13 protein-coding genes are annotated in these 14,244 nt (G+C 61.9%); 8 read left to right on the forward strand and 5 right to left on the reverse strand.

Annotated features, from left to right (window positions below; all coding sequences use genetic code 11):
- The first annotated feature begins 13 nt into the window (after positions 1-13).
- The 8 genes from J9870_RS14780 (at position 14) to J9870_RS14815 (ending at position 8,329) form a co-directional block, all read left to right on the forward strand.
- A complete protein-coding gene (locus J9870_RS14780) occupies positions 14-961 on the forward strand; it encodes a LysR family transcriptional regulator (RefSeq protein ID WP_210638759.1) in 948 nt (315 codons plus the stop codon).
- 91 nt (positions 962-1,052) lie between these two features.
- Complete coding sequence (locus J9870_RS14785; RefSeq protein ID WP_210638760.1) at positions 1,053-1,856, forward strand: putative hydro-lyase; 804 nt, start codon at positions 1,053-1,055, stop codon at positions 1,854-1,856.
- Between the two features lie 40 nt (positions 1,857-1,896).
- Positions 1,897-2,436, forward strand: coding sequence for a nuclear transport factor 2 family protein (locus tag J9870_RS14790; RefSeq protein ID WP_210638761.1), 540 nt, complete (start codon positions 1,897-1,899; stop codon positions 2,434-2,436).
- A gap of 77 nt (positions 2,437-2,513) precedes the next feature.
- Positions 2,514-3,434: a LysR family transcriptional regulator gene (locus J9870_RS14795; RefSeq protein ID WP_210638762.1), complete on the forward strand. Its 921-nt coding sequence runs from the start codon at positions 2,514-2,516 to the stop codon at positions 3,432-3,434.
- Between the two features lie 236 nt (positions 3,435-3,670).
- Entirely contained in the window at positions 3,671-5,050 is a 1,380-nt protein-coding gene (locus J9870_RS14800) for a UDP-glucose/GDP-mannose dehydrogenase family protein (protein WP_210638763.1), read from the forward strand.
- A gap of 175 nt (positions 5,051-5,225) precedes the next feature.
- Entirely contained in the window at positions 5,226-5,933 is a 708-nt protein-coding gene (locus tag J9870_RS14805) for an HPP family protein (RefSeq protein ID WP_210638764.1), read from the forward strand.
- Positions 5,934-6,067: 134 nt separating this feature from the next.
- Complete coding sequence (locus tag J9870_RS14810; RefSeq protein ID WP_210638765.1) at positions 6,068-7,174, forward strand: enoyl-CoA hydratase/isomerase family protein; 1,107 nt, start codon at positions 6,068-6,070, stop codon at positions 7,172-7,174.
- Positions 7,175-7,177: 3 nt separating this feature from the next.
- Positions 7,178-8,329, forward strand: a complete 1,152-nt coding sequence (locus J9870_RS14815; RefSeq protein ID WP_210638766.1) for an acyl-CoA dehydrogenase family protein — start codon at positions 7,178-7,180, stop codon at positions 8,327-8,329.
- A gap of 126 nt (positions 8,330-8,455) precedes the next feature.
- Here J9870_RS14815 and J9870_RS14820 read toward each other — a convergent pair whose 3' ends face one another.
- From J9870_RS14820 to J9870_RS14840, 5 genes are read right to left on the reverse strand one after another with little or no spacing between them, the layout of a single operon-like run.
- Positions 8,456-9,229 (reverse strand): enoyl-CoA hydratase, encoded by a 774-nt coding sequence (locus J9870_RS14820; protein WP_210638767.1) that lies wholly within the window; start codon positions 9,227-9,229, stop codon positions 8,456-8,458.
- Positions 9,230-9,242: 13 nt separating this feature from the next.
- Positions 9,243-10,370 carry an acyl-CoA dehydrogenase gene (locus J9870_RS14825; protein WP_210638768.1) on the reverse strand — a complete coding sequence of 376 codons (1,128 nt, stop codon included), beginning with the start codon at positions 10,368-10,370 and terminating at the stop codon, positions 9,243-9,245.
- 9 nt (positions 10,371-10,379) lie between these two features.
- The gene (locus J9870_RS14830) at positions 10,380-11,567 is read right to left on the reverse strand and encodes an acetyl-CoA C-acyltransferase (protein ID WP_210645283.1); all 1,188 of its coding nucleotides are present in this window, start codon (positions 11,565-11,567) and stop codon (positions 10,380-10,382) included.
- A 12-nt stretch (positions 11,568-11,579) separates the two neighbouring features.
- Positions 11,580-12,341 (reverse strand): SDR family NAD(P)-dependent oxidoreductase, encoded by a 762-nt coding sequence (locus J9870_RS14835; protein WP_210645284.1) that lies wholly within the window; start codon positions 12,339-12,341, stop codon positions 11,580-11,582.
- 16 nt (positions 12,342-12,357) lie between these two features.
- A complete protein-coding gene (locus J9870_RS14840) occupies positions 12,358-14,022 on the reverse strand; it encodes an AMP-binding protein (protein ID WP_210638769.1) in 1,665 nt (554 codons plus the stop codon).
- Positions 14,023-14,244 lie beyond the last annotated feature (222 nt).

A 14,244-nucleotide genomic window follows, 5' to 3' on the forward strand; every position in this document is an offset into this window, starting at 1 on the left:
CAAGAGAGCCCCCATGAACCTCAAGTTCCTCGAAACCTTCGTCTGGGTTGCCCGGCTGCAAAGCTTCAGCCTGACCGCCGAAAAAATGTTCAGTACCCAGGCGGCGATCTCCAGCCGGATTGCTTCGCTGGAAGAGGAGTTGGGCCTGCGCCTGTTCGTGCGCGATTCGCGCGGGGTGTCGCTGACGCCCGAAGGTCTGAAGGTGCTCGACTACGCCGAGCAGATGCTGGAGGTCCAGCGGGCGTTGAAGCAGTCACTGGACACCACCAGCCCGCAGCAAGGCCTGGTGCGCATCGGCGTGATGGACACGGTGATCCACACCTGGCTCAGCCCGTTGATGTCGATGCTGATGCAGGCCTTCCCCGCCGTGGAAATCGAAATCACTGCTGACGCAGCGCGTAATCTTTGCGAACAGTTGCAAAAGGGTTACCTGGACATCGTGTTCCAGACCGACCTGGTTCGCCACGAAAGCGTGCGCAACCTCGAACTCGGGCACTATCCCATGCACTGGATCGCCGCCAGCCACTCGATCTATGCCCGCCCCTATGCTTCGCTGGTCGAGATGGCCAGCGAGCGGATTATCACGTTCGTCAAGCATTCCCGACCGCATCAGGATGTGCTCAACCTGCTGTATGCCCATGGTGTCGGGGCGCCACGGGTCAGTTGCGTCAACTCGGTCTCGGCCATGACCCGGCTGATTCGCGACGGTTTTGGTATTGGTGCCTTGCCGGCCGCGCTGGTGGCCAAGCCCCTGGCCAGCGGCGAACTGATTCAGCTGGACCCCGGCACCGCCCTGCCCCAACTGGACGTCGTCGCCTCGTGGCGCGCGGGCGTAGGCCTGGAGCTGATCGAGAGCATCGTCCAGATGAGCCGCCAAGTGGTCGGCCAATACGCCGCTGACGTTGGCTCGCGACACATGGTGGCGGCTCCCGGCCTGAACAGCCAGGCACCTGTCGAATAACTTTTATTTGTCTGGGGGTACCAACATTCCTTGTTGGACGTCATTGCCACGCTTCTCTACAAAAGACCCACGAACCTTTGGAGACGTCGTGATGATTCAACCTGCCCTGACTTTCGAGCAATTGCAGCAATGCACGCCGCAGGCCCTGCGCCAAAACATCGCCGCTGGCCAATATCAGGGCCATACCAGCGGTCTGGGCCAGGGTCGGGTGCAGGCCAACATCGTGATTCTGCCCAGCGACTGGGCCAACGAATTCCTGCGCTATTGCACCCTTAACCGCCAGGCCTGCCCGCTGCTGGATGTGACAGAGCCAGGGGACCCATTCTTCCGTAACCTGGGCGCCCCCATCGATATCCGCCATGAGGTGCCTCAATACCGAGTCTATCGCCACGGCGAACTGAGCGAAGAGCCGCTGGACATCGAACACCTGTGGCAAGACGACCTCGTGGCCTTTGCCCTCGGCTGCTCGTTCTCCTTTGAACAACCCCTGCTGGAGGCGGGAATCCGTCTCAGGCACATCGATCTGGGGCGCAACGTCGCGATGTTCCGGACCAACATCGACACCCGCCCGACCGCGCGCCTGTCTGGCAAAATGGTGGTGACCATGCGACCGATGAAAGCCGCCGCGGCGATCCAGGCGATCCAGATCACCGGGCGCATGCCCAACGTCCACGGCGCGCCGGTGCACATCGGTGACCCCGCGCTGATCGGCATCCATGCCTTGGACAAACCGGATTACGGTGACGCTGTACCCGTCGAGGCGGACGAGATCCCGGTGTTCTGGGCCTGCGGCGTGACGCCTCAATCGGTGGTCCAGGCCTCGCGCCCACCACTGTGCATCACCCACGCCCCGGGCTGCATGCTGGTGACGGATTTATGCAACAGTGACTTGTGAGCCTCGGACGAGGCCATTTTCAAACTGATAAGGACATGCGATGAACACAGCGCAACGCTCGATTCAACAGTACATCAATGCCAAGGACGGTAACCGCCCTCACCTGTTGGACCGGGCCTTCACACCAGATGCCGTTCTGGACATGAACGTGCGCACGGGCACCATTTCGTTTCCCGGCCACGTTGAAGGCCGGGCCGCCATTGGCGACGTGCTGGTCAGGCGCTTTGGCCAGACCTTCGAAAACGTCTACACGTTTTGCCTGGGCACCACACCGGCGGCAGACGCCAATGCGTTCCAGTGCAAATGGCTGGTGGCGATGTCAGACAAGAACAGCGGCGAAGCGCGGGTCGGCTGTGGCGGGTATGACTGGCGGTTCAATCCGCAGTCCAGACTGGCCGAGCACCTGACCATCACCATTGAACACATGAAGACCCTGCCGGCGACTGATCTGCCAGCGATCATGGCGTGGGTATCGGGACTGGACTATCCGTGGTGCAGCCCCGAAGCGGCCATCAGCGAGGTACCGGATCTGGGTGAGCTTCATGAGGTGATCCAATATGTGACGAGCATGGCTGTTTAACTGACCATCGCTGCCGCCCTTGGCACTTGACCTAAGCTTCCAGCAACCCTCATGACCGTTTCAAGGAACCGACCCAAATGAACATCAAGTTTCTCGAAACCTTCGTCTGGGTCGCCCGCCTGAAGAGCTTTCGCCTCACCGCCGAAAAGCTGTTCACCACCCAGGCGTCCATTTCCAGCCGGATCGCCGCCCTGGAAGACGAAATGGGCGTGCGTCTGTTCGTGCGCGACTCCAAAGGGGTGTCGCTGACATCCGAAGGACAGCGCGTGCTGGAATACGCCGAGCGCATCATGGACACCGTGCAAAGCATGAAAGCGGTGATCAAGGACCCGCGCCAGGTCCGTGGTCGCATCCGCATCGGGGCGATGGACACGGTGATCCACACTTGGCTCAGCCCCTTGGTCACCCGGCTGATGGCATGTTATCCGGCATTGGAAATCGAGCTGTCGGCCGACACCGCAAGCAATCTGTGTTCACAGTTGGAAAAAGGTTATCAGGACATCATTTTCCAGACTGACATCCTGCGCCTCGACAGCGTGCGCAACGCCCTGCTGACCCGTTACCCGATGCATTGGGTGGTGCGCACCGGCTCTGCGTACGACCGGCACTACGCATCGCTGGAGGAGCTTTCCCAGGAACGCATCGTGACGTTCTCGCGCAACTCGCGCCCTCACCAGGACATTCTCAACCTGCTGCATTCAGCCAACATCGTCTCACCGCGCATCAACTGTGTGAACTCGGCATCGGCCATCACTCGCCTGGTGCGCGACGGCTTTGGCATCGGCGCCATGCCCGCCGCGTTGGTCCTGGGCGAATTGGCCCAAGGGACCTTGACCCTGGTCGACGGCGTGCCGCTGCCATCGGTGATGGACATCGTTGCCAGTTGGCGGACCGGCGCGGGCATGGAACGGGTGGAAGACATCGTCAGCCTGACGCGGGAAGTGGTCGGCGAATTCGTCGCACAATTGCCCGCAGGCTACAGCCTGGATGCCAGCTAGGCGCTCCCTGCTCCCTATTCATTTCCTCATCAGTCCTTCACCCAGGCGCCCTCCAAAGAGCCGAACCATGGGCAAAGCACCTGGACCGGACAGCTTACTTCCTTGCGCTAAGCCCCCATAAAGCTACGGACTGTAAGTGAATTGCAACATCCCCGACTTATTCTCGAAGCAACGCACTGCGGCGAATGGCTGGTTGTGCATGTCCGCCCGCTCGGAAATGATCCAGGGAGTCCGCCATGAAAATCAGTGTATTCGGAAGTGGTTACGTCGGGTTGGTGCAAGCCGCCGTGTTGGCCGAGGTGGGCCATGACGTGGTGTGCATGGACATCGACGAACGTAAAGTCGATAACCTGCGCCAAGGCCAGGTGAGCATCTTCGAGCCTGGCCTCGCAGCGCTGGTGCGTGAGGGGCTGGAGGCCGGGCGGTTGCATTTCACCAGTGACGAACAGCTCGCCGTGCAACACGGCCAGGTGTTGTTCATTGCGGTGGGCACGCCGTCCAGCGAGGACGGATCGGCAGACCTGTGCCAGGTCCTGGCGGTCGGTGAAGCGGTCGCCCGTTATCGCGAGCAACCGGTCCTTGTGGTGGAGAAATCCACCGTGCCGGTAGGCACCGGTGATGTCCTGCGGGCGCACATCGACAAATGCCTGCTCAAGGCCGGGCGCTTGTTGCAGTTCGATATCGTCTCCAACCCGGAATTTCTCAAGGAAGGCTCCGCGGTTGCCGATTGCCGCCGGCCTGATCGCATCGTGATCGGCTGCGAGCGCGATGAAGTGCGGGAAATCATGCGTGACCTGTACGCACCGTTCAATCGCAACCACGACCGGGTCCTGTTCATGGACCTGCGCAGCGCCGAACTGACCAAATACGCGGCCAACGCCATGCTGGCGACGAAGATCAGTTTCATCAACCAGATCGCCGAACTGGCCGAACACCTGGGGGCCGATATCGAATCCGTGCGCCTGGGCATCGGTGCAGATTCGCGCATTGGCTATCACTTCATTTACCCGGGGTGCGGCTACGGCGGCTCGTGTTTCCCCAAAGACATGCGCGCACTGATTCACACCGCCGAGCAGGCACACTGTTCCAGCGATCTGCTGCAAGCGGTAGAAACCATCAACCAGCGGCAGAAGCACAAGCTGTTCGAACGCATCAACGCGTTCTACAAGGGCGACCTGCGCGGCAAGACTTTTGCGCTGTGGGGCCTGGCCTTCAAGCCCAACACCGATGACATGCGCGATGCGCCGAGCCGCGCGCTCCTGGAATCGCTGTGGGCCGCCGGCGCCAGCGTGCGCGCCTTCGACCCGGAGGCGATGCAACAGACCCAATTGCTTTACCCCAACGAGTCGAAGCTCATGCTGATGGGCACGCCGGAATCCGTGCTGCCAGGCGCTGATGCGCTGATCATTTGCACTGAATGGCAGCCGTTCAAGGCACCGGACTTCGAGCTGATCCAGCAACGGCTCAAGGCTCCGGTGATTTTCGACGGCCGTAACTTGTACGACCCGGAACGCATGGCAGACAAGGGCTTTACCTATTTCCCGATGGGCCGTGGCCAATCGCGCCACCTACCCATCGCCCCACAAACCTGGTTCCAAGCCTCCAAGAGTGCATGAGCGTTATCTTTACCTCAAAATAAATGCACTCAAGCAGCATTAATATGAATTTGTAAGCGAGGGTGGCGAACGTCACACTGTGTGCCGTTCCTCCCCCAATTGTTGGAACACTTAAAGGGCTTTCAGGGTTTATCCCGTAAGCCCCTTTTTTTGTTCGTTTTTTGGATTTCGCTTAATGCTTGCTCGCTGGTTCCCCGCTGCCATCAATACCCGTCCCACCGAATGGAGCCGCGCCGCCGTCGGCATGGCCCTGGGGACGATGTTCAGTGTCTGGCTCTGTAGCCAGGTCTATGGCCTGGAGGTGGCACAACATCTGATCGGTCCCCTGGGAGCTTCAGCCGTGCTGCTGTTTGCAGTGTCCTCGGGCGCCCTCGCCCAGCCCTGGTCGATTTTTGGCGGTTACCTGTGCGCCTCCGTCGTGGCGCTGCTAGTGGCCCATGTCCTGGGGCGCACGCTGGGCAGCGCATGCTTGGCCGCCGGCATGGCGCTGGTGTTGATGTGCTGGCTGCGTTGCGTGCACCCACCGGCGGGGGCGGTCGCCGCGACGTTGGTGCTGGCAGACTCCTCCATCATCGCCCTGGACTGGCAGGCCGTCGGCGCGGCCATGCTGGCCGGTTCCGGCCTGCTGGTCAGTGCGCTGGCCTACAACAACCTGACGCGAGTGCGCTATCCAAAGCGCGCCAATGAACCGGTGGCCGTCATACCAGCGGACCATGCCCCTGTGGACCGCCAGGCCATCACCAGCGAAGACTTGAAACTGGCCCTGGCGGAGATGGAAGCGTTCTTCGACGTAACCCCCGAAGATCTTGAGCAGTTGATCCACATCAGCGAACGAAATGCCAAGCGCCGGAGCATCACGGAGGTGCTTTCGGGTCGCGGCTGATCCTGTGGCTGCTATAAATATGCAAACAGGACCTGCACGTATCCCGGTTGTGCAAGGCAAATTTGCACTGTTACGATCCCGGCCAGGTACGCGCGACACAATTTATAAAGAACAATAAAAGCAGGGAGTTAGCGATGACTGCTCAGGTTTCATCCCAAGCCACAGGGACCGTCGAAGCCATGGCCCATGAGGTTTTGGTGGAAGTCCGCAACCATATCGGCCACTTGACCCTGAACCGCCCCGCCGGCCTCAATGCCCTCACCCTGGGCATGGTGCGCAGCTTGCAACAACAACTCGATACCTGGGCCCTCGACCCACAGGTCCGTGCGGTGGTACTGCGCGGCGCCGGCGACAAGGCGTTTTGCGCCGGCGGCGATATCCGCTCGCTGTACGACAGCCACAAGCAGGGCGATACGCTGCATGAAGATTTTTTCGTCGAGGAATACGCCCTCGACCTGACGATCCATCATTACCGCAAACCGATTCTCGCCCTGCTGGACGGCTTCGTCCTGGGTGGCGGCATGGGGCTGGCCCAAGGCGCCGACCTGCGGGTGGTGACCGAACGCAGCCGCCTGGGCATGCCGGAAGTCGGCATCGGTTACTTCCCGGACGTGGGCGGCAGTTACTTCCTGCCGCGCATTCCTGGCGAACTGGGGATCTACCTGGGCGTCAGCGGCGTGCAGATCCGCGCGGCTGACGCCTTGTATTGCGGACTGGCCGACTGGTACCTGGACAGTCGCAAGCTTGAACAGCTCGATGCGCGCCTCGATCGCTTGGAGTGGGGCGATACCCCGCTCAAGGACTTGCAAAGCCTGCTGGCGAAACTCGGTGTGCAGCAACTGCCCGCCCCGCCCCTGGCTGATCTGCGCCCGGTGATCGACCACTTCTTCGCCCTGCCCGATGTCCCCAGCATGGTCGAGCAACTGCGCCAGGTCACGGTCGCCAACAGCCATGAATGGGCGGTGAAAACCGCCGACCTGATGGACACCCGCTCGCCTCTGGCAATGGCCGTGACCCTGGAGATGCTGCGGCGCGGGCGACACCTGAGCCTGGAAGACTGTTTTGCCCTGGAACTGCACCTGGACCGGCAATGGTTCGAACGCGGCGACCTGATCGAAGGCGTACGCGCCTTGCTGATCGACAAAGACAAGAACCCGCGCTGGAACCCGCCGACCCTGGAGGCGTTGGACGCCCGCCACGTGGCGAGTTTCTTCGACGGCTTCAACGACCACGGGAATTGAACCATGCATGACCTCGAACTGACCGAAGAACAAGTGATGATCCGCGACATGGCCCGGGATTTCGCCCGCGGCGAGATCGCGCCCCACGCCCAGGCCTGGGAAAAGGCCGGCTGGATCGACGACGGCCTGGTGTCGAAGATGGGCGAACTGGGCCTGTTGGGCATGGTGGTGCCGGAGGAATGGGGTGGCACCTATGTCGATTACGTAGCCTACGCCCTGGCGGTGGAAGAGATCTCCGCGGGCGACGGCGCCACTGGGGCGCTGATGAGCATTCACAACTCGGTGGGTTGCGGGCCGGTACTCAATTTTGGCACCGACGAGCAGAAACAGACTTGGCTGACCGACCTTGCCAGCGGCAAAGTCATTGGTTGCTTCTGCCTGACCGAACCCCAGGCGGGCTCCGAGGCCCACAACCTGCGCACCCGCGCCGAACTGCGGGACGGTCAATGGGTGATCAACGGCGCCAAGCAGTTCGTCAGCAACGGCAAGCGGGCGAAACTGGCGATTGTCTTTGCCGTGACGGACCCTGAACTGGGTAAAAAAGGCATCTCGGCGTTCCTGGTGCCGACCGATACGCCGGGTTTCATCGTTGATCGCACCGAACACAAAATGGGCATCCGCGCTTCGGATACCTGTGCCGTAACCTTGAACAACTGCAGCATTCCCGAAGCCAACCTGTTGGGGGCTCGCGGAAAAGGCCTGGCAATCGCCCTCTCCAACCTGGAAGGTGGCCGCATCGGCATCGCCGCACAAGCCTTGGGCATCGCCCGTGCAGCGTTTGAAGCGGCCCTGGCTTACTCGCGGGATCGGGTGCAGTTCGACAAGCCAATCATCGAGCACCAGAGCATCGCCAACCTGTTGGCCGACATGCACACCCGCCTGAACGCTGCCCGCTTGCTGATCCTGCACGCCGCCCGGCTACGCAGTGCCGGCAAACCGTGCCTGTCCGAGGCCTCCCAAGCCAAGCTGTTCGCCTCGGAGATGGCCGAGAAGGTCTGCTCCTCGGCGATACAGATTCATGGTGGGTACGGCTACCTCGAGGATTACCCGGTGGAGCGCTACTACCGCGATGCGCGGATTACCCAAATCTATGAAGGGTCGAGCGAGATACAGCGGATGGTCATTGCCCGGGAGTTGAAACACTACCTGGTGTGATGGCTGCAAAAGCATCGCGAGCAAGCCCGCTCCCACAGGGGCTGGTGGCGTACGCCGATGTTGCGTACACCACAAATCCTATGTGGGAGCGAGCTTGCTCGCGATGGCGGCAGTCAGGACGCCGCCTTACTTGTCCTGGAACTCCGCCGCCCGCTTGGCCACGAATGCCGCCATGCCTTCCTTCTGATCCTGCGTCGCAAATGCCGCGTGGAATACCCGGCGTTCGAAGCGCACGCCTTCGGACAGGCTGACTTCAAAGGCGCGGTTGACGCTTTCCTTGACCATCATGCTGATGGGCACTGACTTGGAGGCGATCAACGCCGCCGTTTTCAGCGCCTCATCCAGCAGCTCATCGGCCGGTACAATGCGCGCGACGATGCCGCAACGCTCAGCTTCCACCGCGTCAATGAAGCGCCCGGTCAGGCACATTTCCATGGCCTTGGCCTTGCCGACCGCCCGGGTCAAGCGTTGGGTGCCGCCCATGCCCGGCAGTACCCCGAGGTTGATTTCCGGCTGGCCGAACCTGGCGTTGTCGCCGGCCAGGATGAAGTCGCACATCAACGCCAGCTCGCAACCGCCACCCAAGGCAAAGCCGTTCACCGCAGCAATGATCGGCTTGCGGCGGTTGGCCACGCGGTCGCTGTCGCTGAACAGGTCGTCCAGGTAGATCTGCGGGTAGGTCAGCTCGGCCATTTCCTTGATGTCCGCCCCGGCGGCGAAAGCTTTCTTCGAGCCAGTCAGCACGATGCAGCCAATCTTCGGATCGGCTTCCAGGCTGTCCAGCGCCTGGTTCAACTCGCTGACAATCTGCGCGTTCAAGGCATTCAACGCTTGGGGACGGTTGAGGGTGATCAGACCGACGCGGTCCTTGATCTCCAATAAAATCGTTTCGTAGCTCATGCAGGACTCCTGTTCAAAGATTGCGCGAAATGACCATGCGCTGAATGTCGCTGGTGCCTTCGTAGATCTGGCAGACCCGCACGTCGCGGTAGATGCGTTCCAGCGGGAAGTCGTTGAGGTAACCGTAGCCACCCAGGGTTTGCAACGCCATGGAACAGACTTTTTCGGCCATTTCCGAGGCGAACAGCTTGGCCATGGACGCTTCCACCAGCGCAGGCTGGCCGTTATCCCGCAGGGCCGCGGCGTAGTGCACCATTTGCCGGGCCACAGCGATCTGGGTGGCCATGTCCGCCAAGCGAAACGCTACGGCCTGGTGCTCGATGATCGGCTTGCCGAAACTTTCCCGCTCCCGGGCATAGTCCCGGGCGGCCTCGAACGCGGCGCGAGCCATGCCCACCGATTGTGCCGCAATACCGACGCGCCCGCCTTCCAGGTTCGCCAGGGCGATCTTATAGCCCTCCCCCTCCTCCCCCAGGCGATTGCCCAGCGGCACCTTCACATCCTCGAACAGGATCTGGCAGGTGTCGGAGGCGTGCTGGCCGAGCTTGTCCTCGACCCGCGCTACGCTGTAGCCCGGTGAATCAGTGGGCACGATGAACGCGCTGATACCGCGCTTGCCAGCGTCCGGATCAGTCACCGCGAACACAATCACCACCCCGGCATTCTGCCCGGACGTGATGAATTGCTTGCAACCGTTGAGCACGTAATGGTCATCCTCCCGGCGTGCCCGGGTCTTGAGGCTGCTGGCGTCCGAGCCGGCCTGGGGCTCGGTCAGGGCGAAAGCACCGAGCATTGCACCGCTGGCCAACGGCATGAGGAAGCGGGCCTTTTGTTCATCATTGCCGAACTTGAGGATCGGCACGCAGCCCACTGAGTTATGCACGCTCATGATGGTCGAGCACGCCCCATCGCCCGCCGCGATTTCTTCCAGGGCCATGGCATAGGTCAGGTAGCCGGTGTCGCAACCGCCCCATTGCTCCGGCACGAGCATGCCGAAAAAACCCAGCTCGGCCATTTCATCGATGGCCTCCCGGGGAAAGCGGTGCTCGCGGTCCCATTCGGCGGCGAACGGTTTCAAGCGCTCCTGGGCGAACTGCCGGGCCACGTCACTGATTTGAATCTGTTCTTCAGTCGGGAGCATGCTGATTCCTTAATACAGGCATTCAACGGCCATGGCCGTGGCTTCGCCGCCGCCGATGCAAATCGCCGCGACGCCGCGCTTGAGACCTTTCTGGCGCAGGGCCGAGAGCAACGTCACCAGGATCCGCGCACCGGAGGCGCCAATGGGATGGCCCAGGGCACAGGCACCGCCATGAACATTGATCTTTTCATGGGGAATTTCCAGTTGGTTCATGGCGACCAACCCCACCACGGCAAAGGCTTCGTTGACTTCGAACAGATCCACCTCATCCAGCGCCCAACCGGTTTTGTTCAGCAGTTTTTTCACTGCGCCAATCGGTGCCGTTGGAAACAGGCTCGGTGTGTCGGCAAACGCTGCATGGCCGTGAATCACTGCCAGGGGCTTGAGGCCACGCTGGGCCGCCTGGCTCTGGCGCATCAGCACCAGGGCAGCGGCGCCGTCGGAAATGGAACTGGCGTTGGCCGCGGTCACGGTGCCGCCCTCGCGGAAAGCCGGTTTCAGCGCGGCGATCTTGTCGATCCGCGCCTTGGGCGGTTGCTCGTCGTGGCTAATGGTCACCTGTTCCTTACCGACCATGACCTGCAGCGGCACGATCTCGGCATCGAAACGGCCCTCCTTGATCGCCTGCTGGGCGCGGGTGGTGGAGGCAATGGCGAAGGCATCCTGGGCTTCGCGGCTGATACCGTTGGCTTCGGCGCAATCCTCGGCAAAGGTGCCCATCAGCCGACCTTTGTCGTAGGCGTCCTCCAGGCCGTCGAGGAACATATGGTCGAGCACCCGGCCGTGGCCCATGCGGTAACCGCCGCGGGCACGGTCGAGCAGGTATGGCGCGTTGGACATGCTTTCCATCCCCCCGGCCACGACCACCTCGGCACTGCCGGCGATGAGCATGTCGTGGGCGAGGATCGTCGCTTCCATGCCCGAACCGCACATTTTGTTGAGCGTGGTGCAACGGGTCGACCTGTCCAGCCCGGCCCCCAGCGCGGCCTGACGGGCCGGGGCCTGGCCCAGGCCGGCGGCGAGCACACAACCGAACAGCACTTCTTCGACCGCACCAGGCGCGATGCCGGCACGTTTTACCGCTGCCTTGATCGCGGCAGCCCCCAATTGCGGGGCCGTGAGGCTTTTCAATTCACCTTGAAAGCCGCCCATGGGGGTGCGGACGGCACTGACGATGACAATCGGATCGTTGGACATCATGAATCCTCCTTATTTGGCAGCCATACGCAGGGCGCCGTCGAGACGGATCACCTCGCCGTTGAGCATGCTGTTTTCAATGATATGCCTGACCAGCGCCGCGTACTCGGTCGGTTTGCCCAGGCGCGGTGGGAATGGCACGCCGGCAGCCAGGGAATCGCGTACTTCAGGCGTCATGCCGGCCATCATCGGGGTTTCGAAAATGCCTGGGGCGATGGTCATTACACGAATGCCGAAACGCGCCAGTTCGCGGGCGGCTGGCAGGGTCAGGCTGGCGATGGCACCTTTGGAGGCCGCATAGGCTGCCTGGCCGATCTGGCCGTCGAAGGCCGCCACCGAAGCGGTGTTGATGATCACGCCACGCTCGCCGTCGGCATCGGCCTCGGTTTCACTGATGGCGGCAGCGGCCAGACGCAGCAAGTTGAAGCTACCGATCAAGTTGACGTTGATCACCTGGCTGAAGCTGGCCAGCGCATGGGGGCCGTTCTTGCCGAGGATCTTCTCGCCGCGCACGATGCCCGCGCAATTCACCAGGCCATTGAGGCCACCGAACGCAGTGACAGTGGCCTTGACCGCCGCTTCAGCCGCCGCCTCGTTGCTGATGTCCGCCACCACGCTCTGGCAGCCGAGTTTTTGCGCTTGGGCAACCACGGCGTCGGCATTGAGGTCCACCAGCATCACCTTGGCGCCGGCCTTGACCAGCATTTCGCCGGTGGCCGCACCGAGGCCGGAGGCACCGCCGCTGACGAGGAAAATCTTGTTGTCGATGTGCATCATGGTTTCCTTGGGTTCAAGCTGAAACGTTCTGCGCCGCGGCTTCTTGGGCCTTGGCGATCTCTTGGTTGCGCAAGATAAAGCGCTGCAATTTGCCGCTTGGGGTTTTCGGCAAGTCGCTGACAAATTCGATTTCACGGGGATAGGCATGGGCCGCGAGGCGTTTGCGTACGTGCTGACGCAGTTCCTCAGCCAGCTCCGGCGCGGCACGGTATTGGCCACTGAGCACCACGAAGGCCTTCACCAGCTCGGTGCGTTCCGGATCAGGTTTGCCGATTACAGCCGCTTCCACCACGGCGGGGTGTTCGATCAGCGCGCTTTCCACGTCGAACGGGCCGACGCGATAGCCCGAGGTAGTGATGACGTCGTCGCTGCGGCCGACGAAGCTGATGCTGCCATCGGGGTTGAGTTCGACGGTGTCACCGCTCAGGTAATAGTCGCCGACGAAAGCTTTGGTCGGGCCGCCTTCGTAACCGGCAAACCAGCACATCGGCGACTGGCTGCGGTCGATAGCAAGTATCCCGGGCTGACCGATGCCCAGTTCCCGATGGTTTTCATCCAGCACCACGACCCGATGGCCTGGCGAAGCGAAACCGGCCGCCCCCAGATGCACCGGATGCGCTAGCCCATGATGGTTGCACAGCACCATGCCCAGTTCGGTCTGGCCGTAATGGTCATGGATCACCACGTCCAGGTTGTCGGCGAACCAGCGGATTACCTCCGGGTTCAACGGCTCGCCGGCACTGCTGACGATGCGCAGCTTGCCCTTGATCGACCGAGCGAACTGCTCGCCCCCGGCAATCAGCAAACGATAGGCCGTGGGTGAACCGGTGAGGTTGGTGATGCCGTATTTATTGATCACCCGGCAGGTACTTTCCAGGGTGAACGGGCCATCGTAGAACGTGATGGGATGCCCCATGGCCAACGGCCCGGTGACGCCGAAGTAGATGCCGTAGGCCCAACCCGGGTCAGCCACGTTCCAGAAGGCGTCTTCGGGGCGCAGGTCCACGGCATCACGGGTGTAGCTCTGGAACGCGACGATGGCCTTGAGTGGCACTGACAGCGCCTTGGCCGGTCCCGTGGTACCGGAGGTGAACATCAGCAGGAACGGGTCTTCGCCGGTAAGCATCACAGGCTCACACTGGCTGGAGTGGTTCGCCACTTCGGCCCAGAAACTGTAGTCGCCGCGGACGATACCCTGGCCTTTGTCGCCGCCGACCGTGACCACGGTGGGGCAACCGGCGACTTCGTGGAGCTTGGGGCGGTTGACCGCATCAGTGACGACCATACGCGCACCGGAGCTGCCGAGGCGGTGCTCGATGGCCTTGGGCCCGAACGCGGTAAACAGCGGTTGATACACCGCCCCGATGCGCCAAGTGGCGAGCACCACGATCAGCAGTTCAGCGTTACGCGGCAGCAGGCCGGCCACTTTGTCACCCTTGCCGACACCTTGGGCCAGGAGAAAATTGGCGAAACGCGCGGCGTGGTCCTGCAAGTCGCGGTAAGTCCAAGTCGCGTCGCTGCCGTCGCGGCCCTCCCAGAACAGGGCAATGCGCCCTGGCAACGCATGCCGGTCGCAACACTCGACACAGGCATTGAGTGCCTCGAGCGAGCCGTGCAGCGCGGCGTTGACGGTGTGCAGGTAATCGAACTGCGACGTGGCGGACGAATAATCGCGCATGAGCAGAATCCCTCTGTATTTTTTATTGGTTGGGGGAACCGTAGACAGCAGGGAAATACTCGCGCCGAAGGGCCATGGGGGCAATGGTCAAAGCCATCAAGTTGCTTGACTGGTTTGGCCATGGTTTGGGGGATGTGTTGGCAGTAATGGCCTCATCGCGAGCAAGCTCGCTCCCACACGGGCTCTGGGCGGTCACAAGATCCAGGACCACCACAAATCCAC

It is taken from the genome of Pseudomonas sp. Tri1 (assembly GCF_017968885.1).
GTDB lineage: Bacteria > Pseudomonadota > Gammaproteobacteria > Pseudomonadales > Pseudomonadaceae > Aquipseudomonas.

Coding starts and splice junctions, on each gene's coding strand:
- J9870_RS14790 (WP_210638761.1), top strand. CDS start 1,897: ATGAACACAGCGCAACGCTCGATTCAACAGTACATCAATGCCAAGGAC.
- J9870_RS14835 (WP_210645284.1), bottom strand. CDS start 12,341: ATGCACATCGACAACAAGATTTTCCTCGTCAGCGGCGGTGCCTCCGGC.
- J9870_RS14830 (WP_210645283.1), bottom strand. CDS start 11,567: ATGTCCAACGATCCGATTGTCATCGTCAGTGCCGTCCGCACCCCCATG.
- J9870_RS14805 (WP_210638764.1), top strand. CDS start 5,226: ATGCTTGCTCGCTGGTTCCCCGCTGCCATCAATACCCGTCCCACCGAA.
- J9870_RS14820 (WP_210638767.1), bottom strand. CDS start 9,229: ATGAGCTACGAAACGATTTTATTGGAGATCAAGGACCGCGTCGGTCTG.
- J9870_RS14785 (WP_210638760.1), top strand. CDS start 1,053: ATGATTCAACCTGCCCTGACTTTCGAGCAATTGCAGCAATGCACGCCG.
- J9870_RS14825 (WP_210638768.1), bottom strand. CDS start 10,370: ATGCTCCCGACTGAAGAACAGATTCAAATCAGTGACGTGGCCCGGCAG.
- J9870_RS14780 (WP_210638759.1), top strand. CDS start 14: ATGAACCTCAAGTTCCTCGAAACCTTCGTCTGGGTTGCCCGGCTGCAA.
- J9870_RS14810 (WP_210638765.1), top strand. CDS start 6,068: ATGACTGCTCAGGTTTCATCCCAAGCCACAGGGACCGTCGAAGCCATG.
- J9870_RS14815 (WP_210638766.1), top strand. CDS start 7,178: ATGCATGACCTCGAACTGACCGAAGAACAAGTGATGATCCGCGACATG.
- J9870_RS14795 (WP_210638762.1), top strand. CDS start 2,514: ATGAACATCAAGTTTCTCGAAACCTTCGTCTGGGTCGCCCGCCTGAAG.
- J9870_RS14840 (WP_210638769.1), bottom strand. CDS start 14,022: ATGCGCGATTATTCGTCCGCCACGTCGCAGTTCGATTACCTGCACACC.
- J9870_RS14800 (WP_210638763.1), top strand. CDS start 3,671: ATGAAAATCAGTGTATTCGGAAGTGGTTACGTCGGGTTGGTGCAAGCC.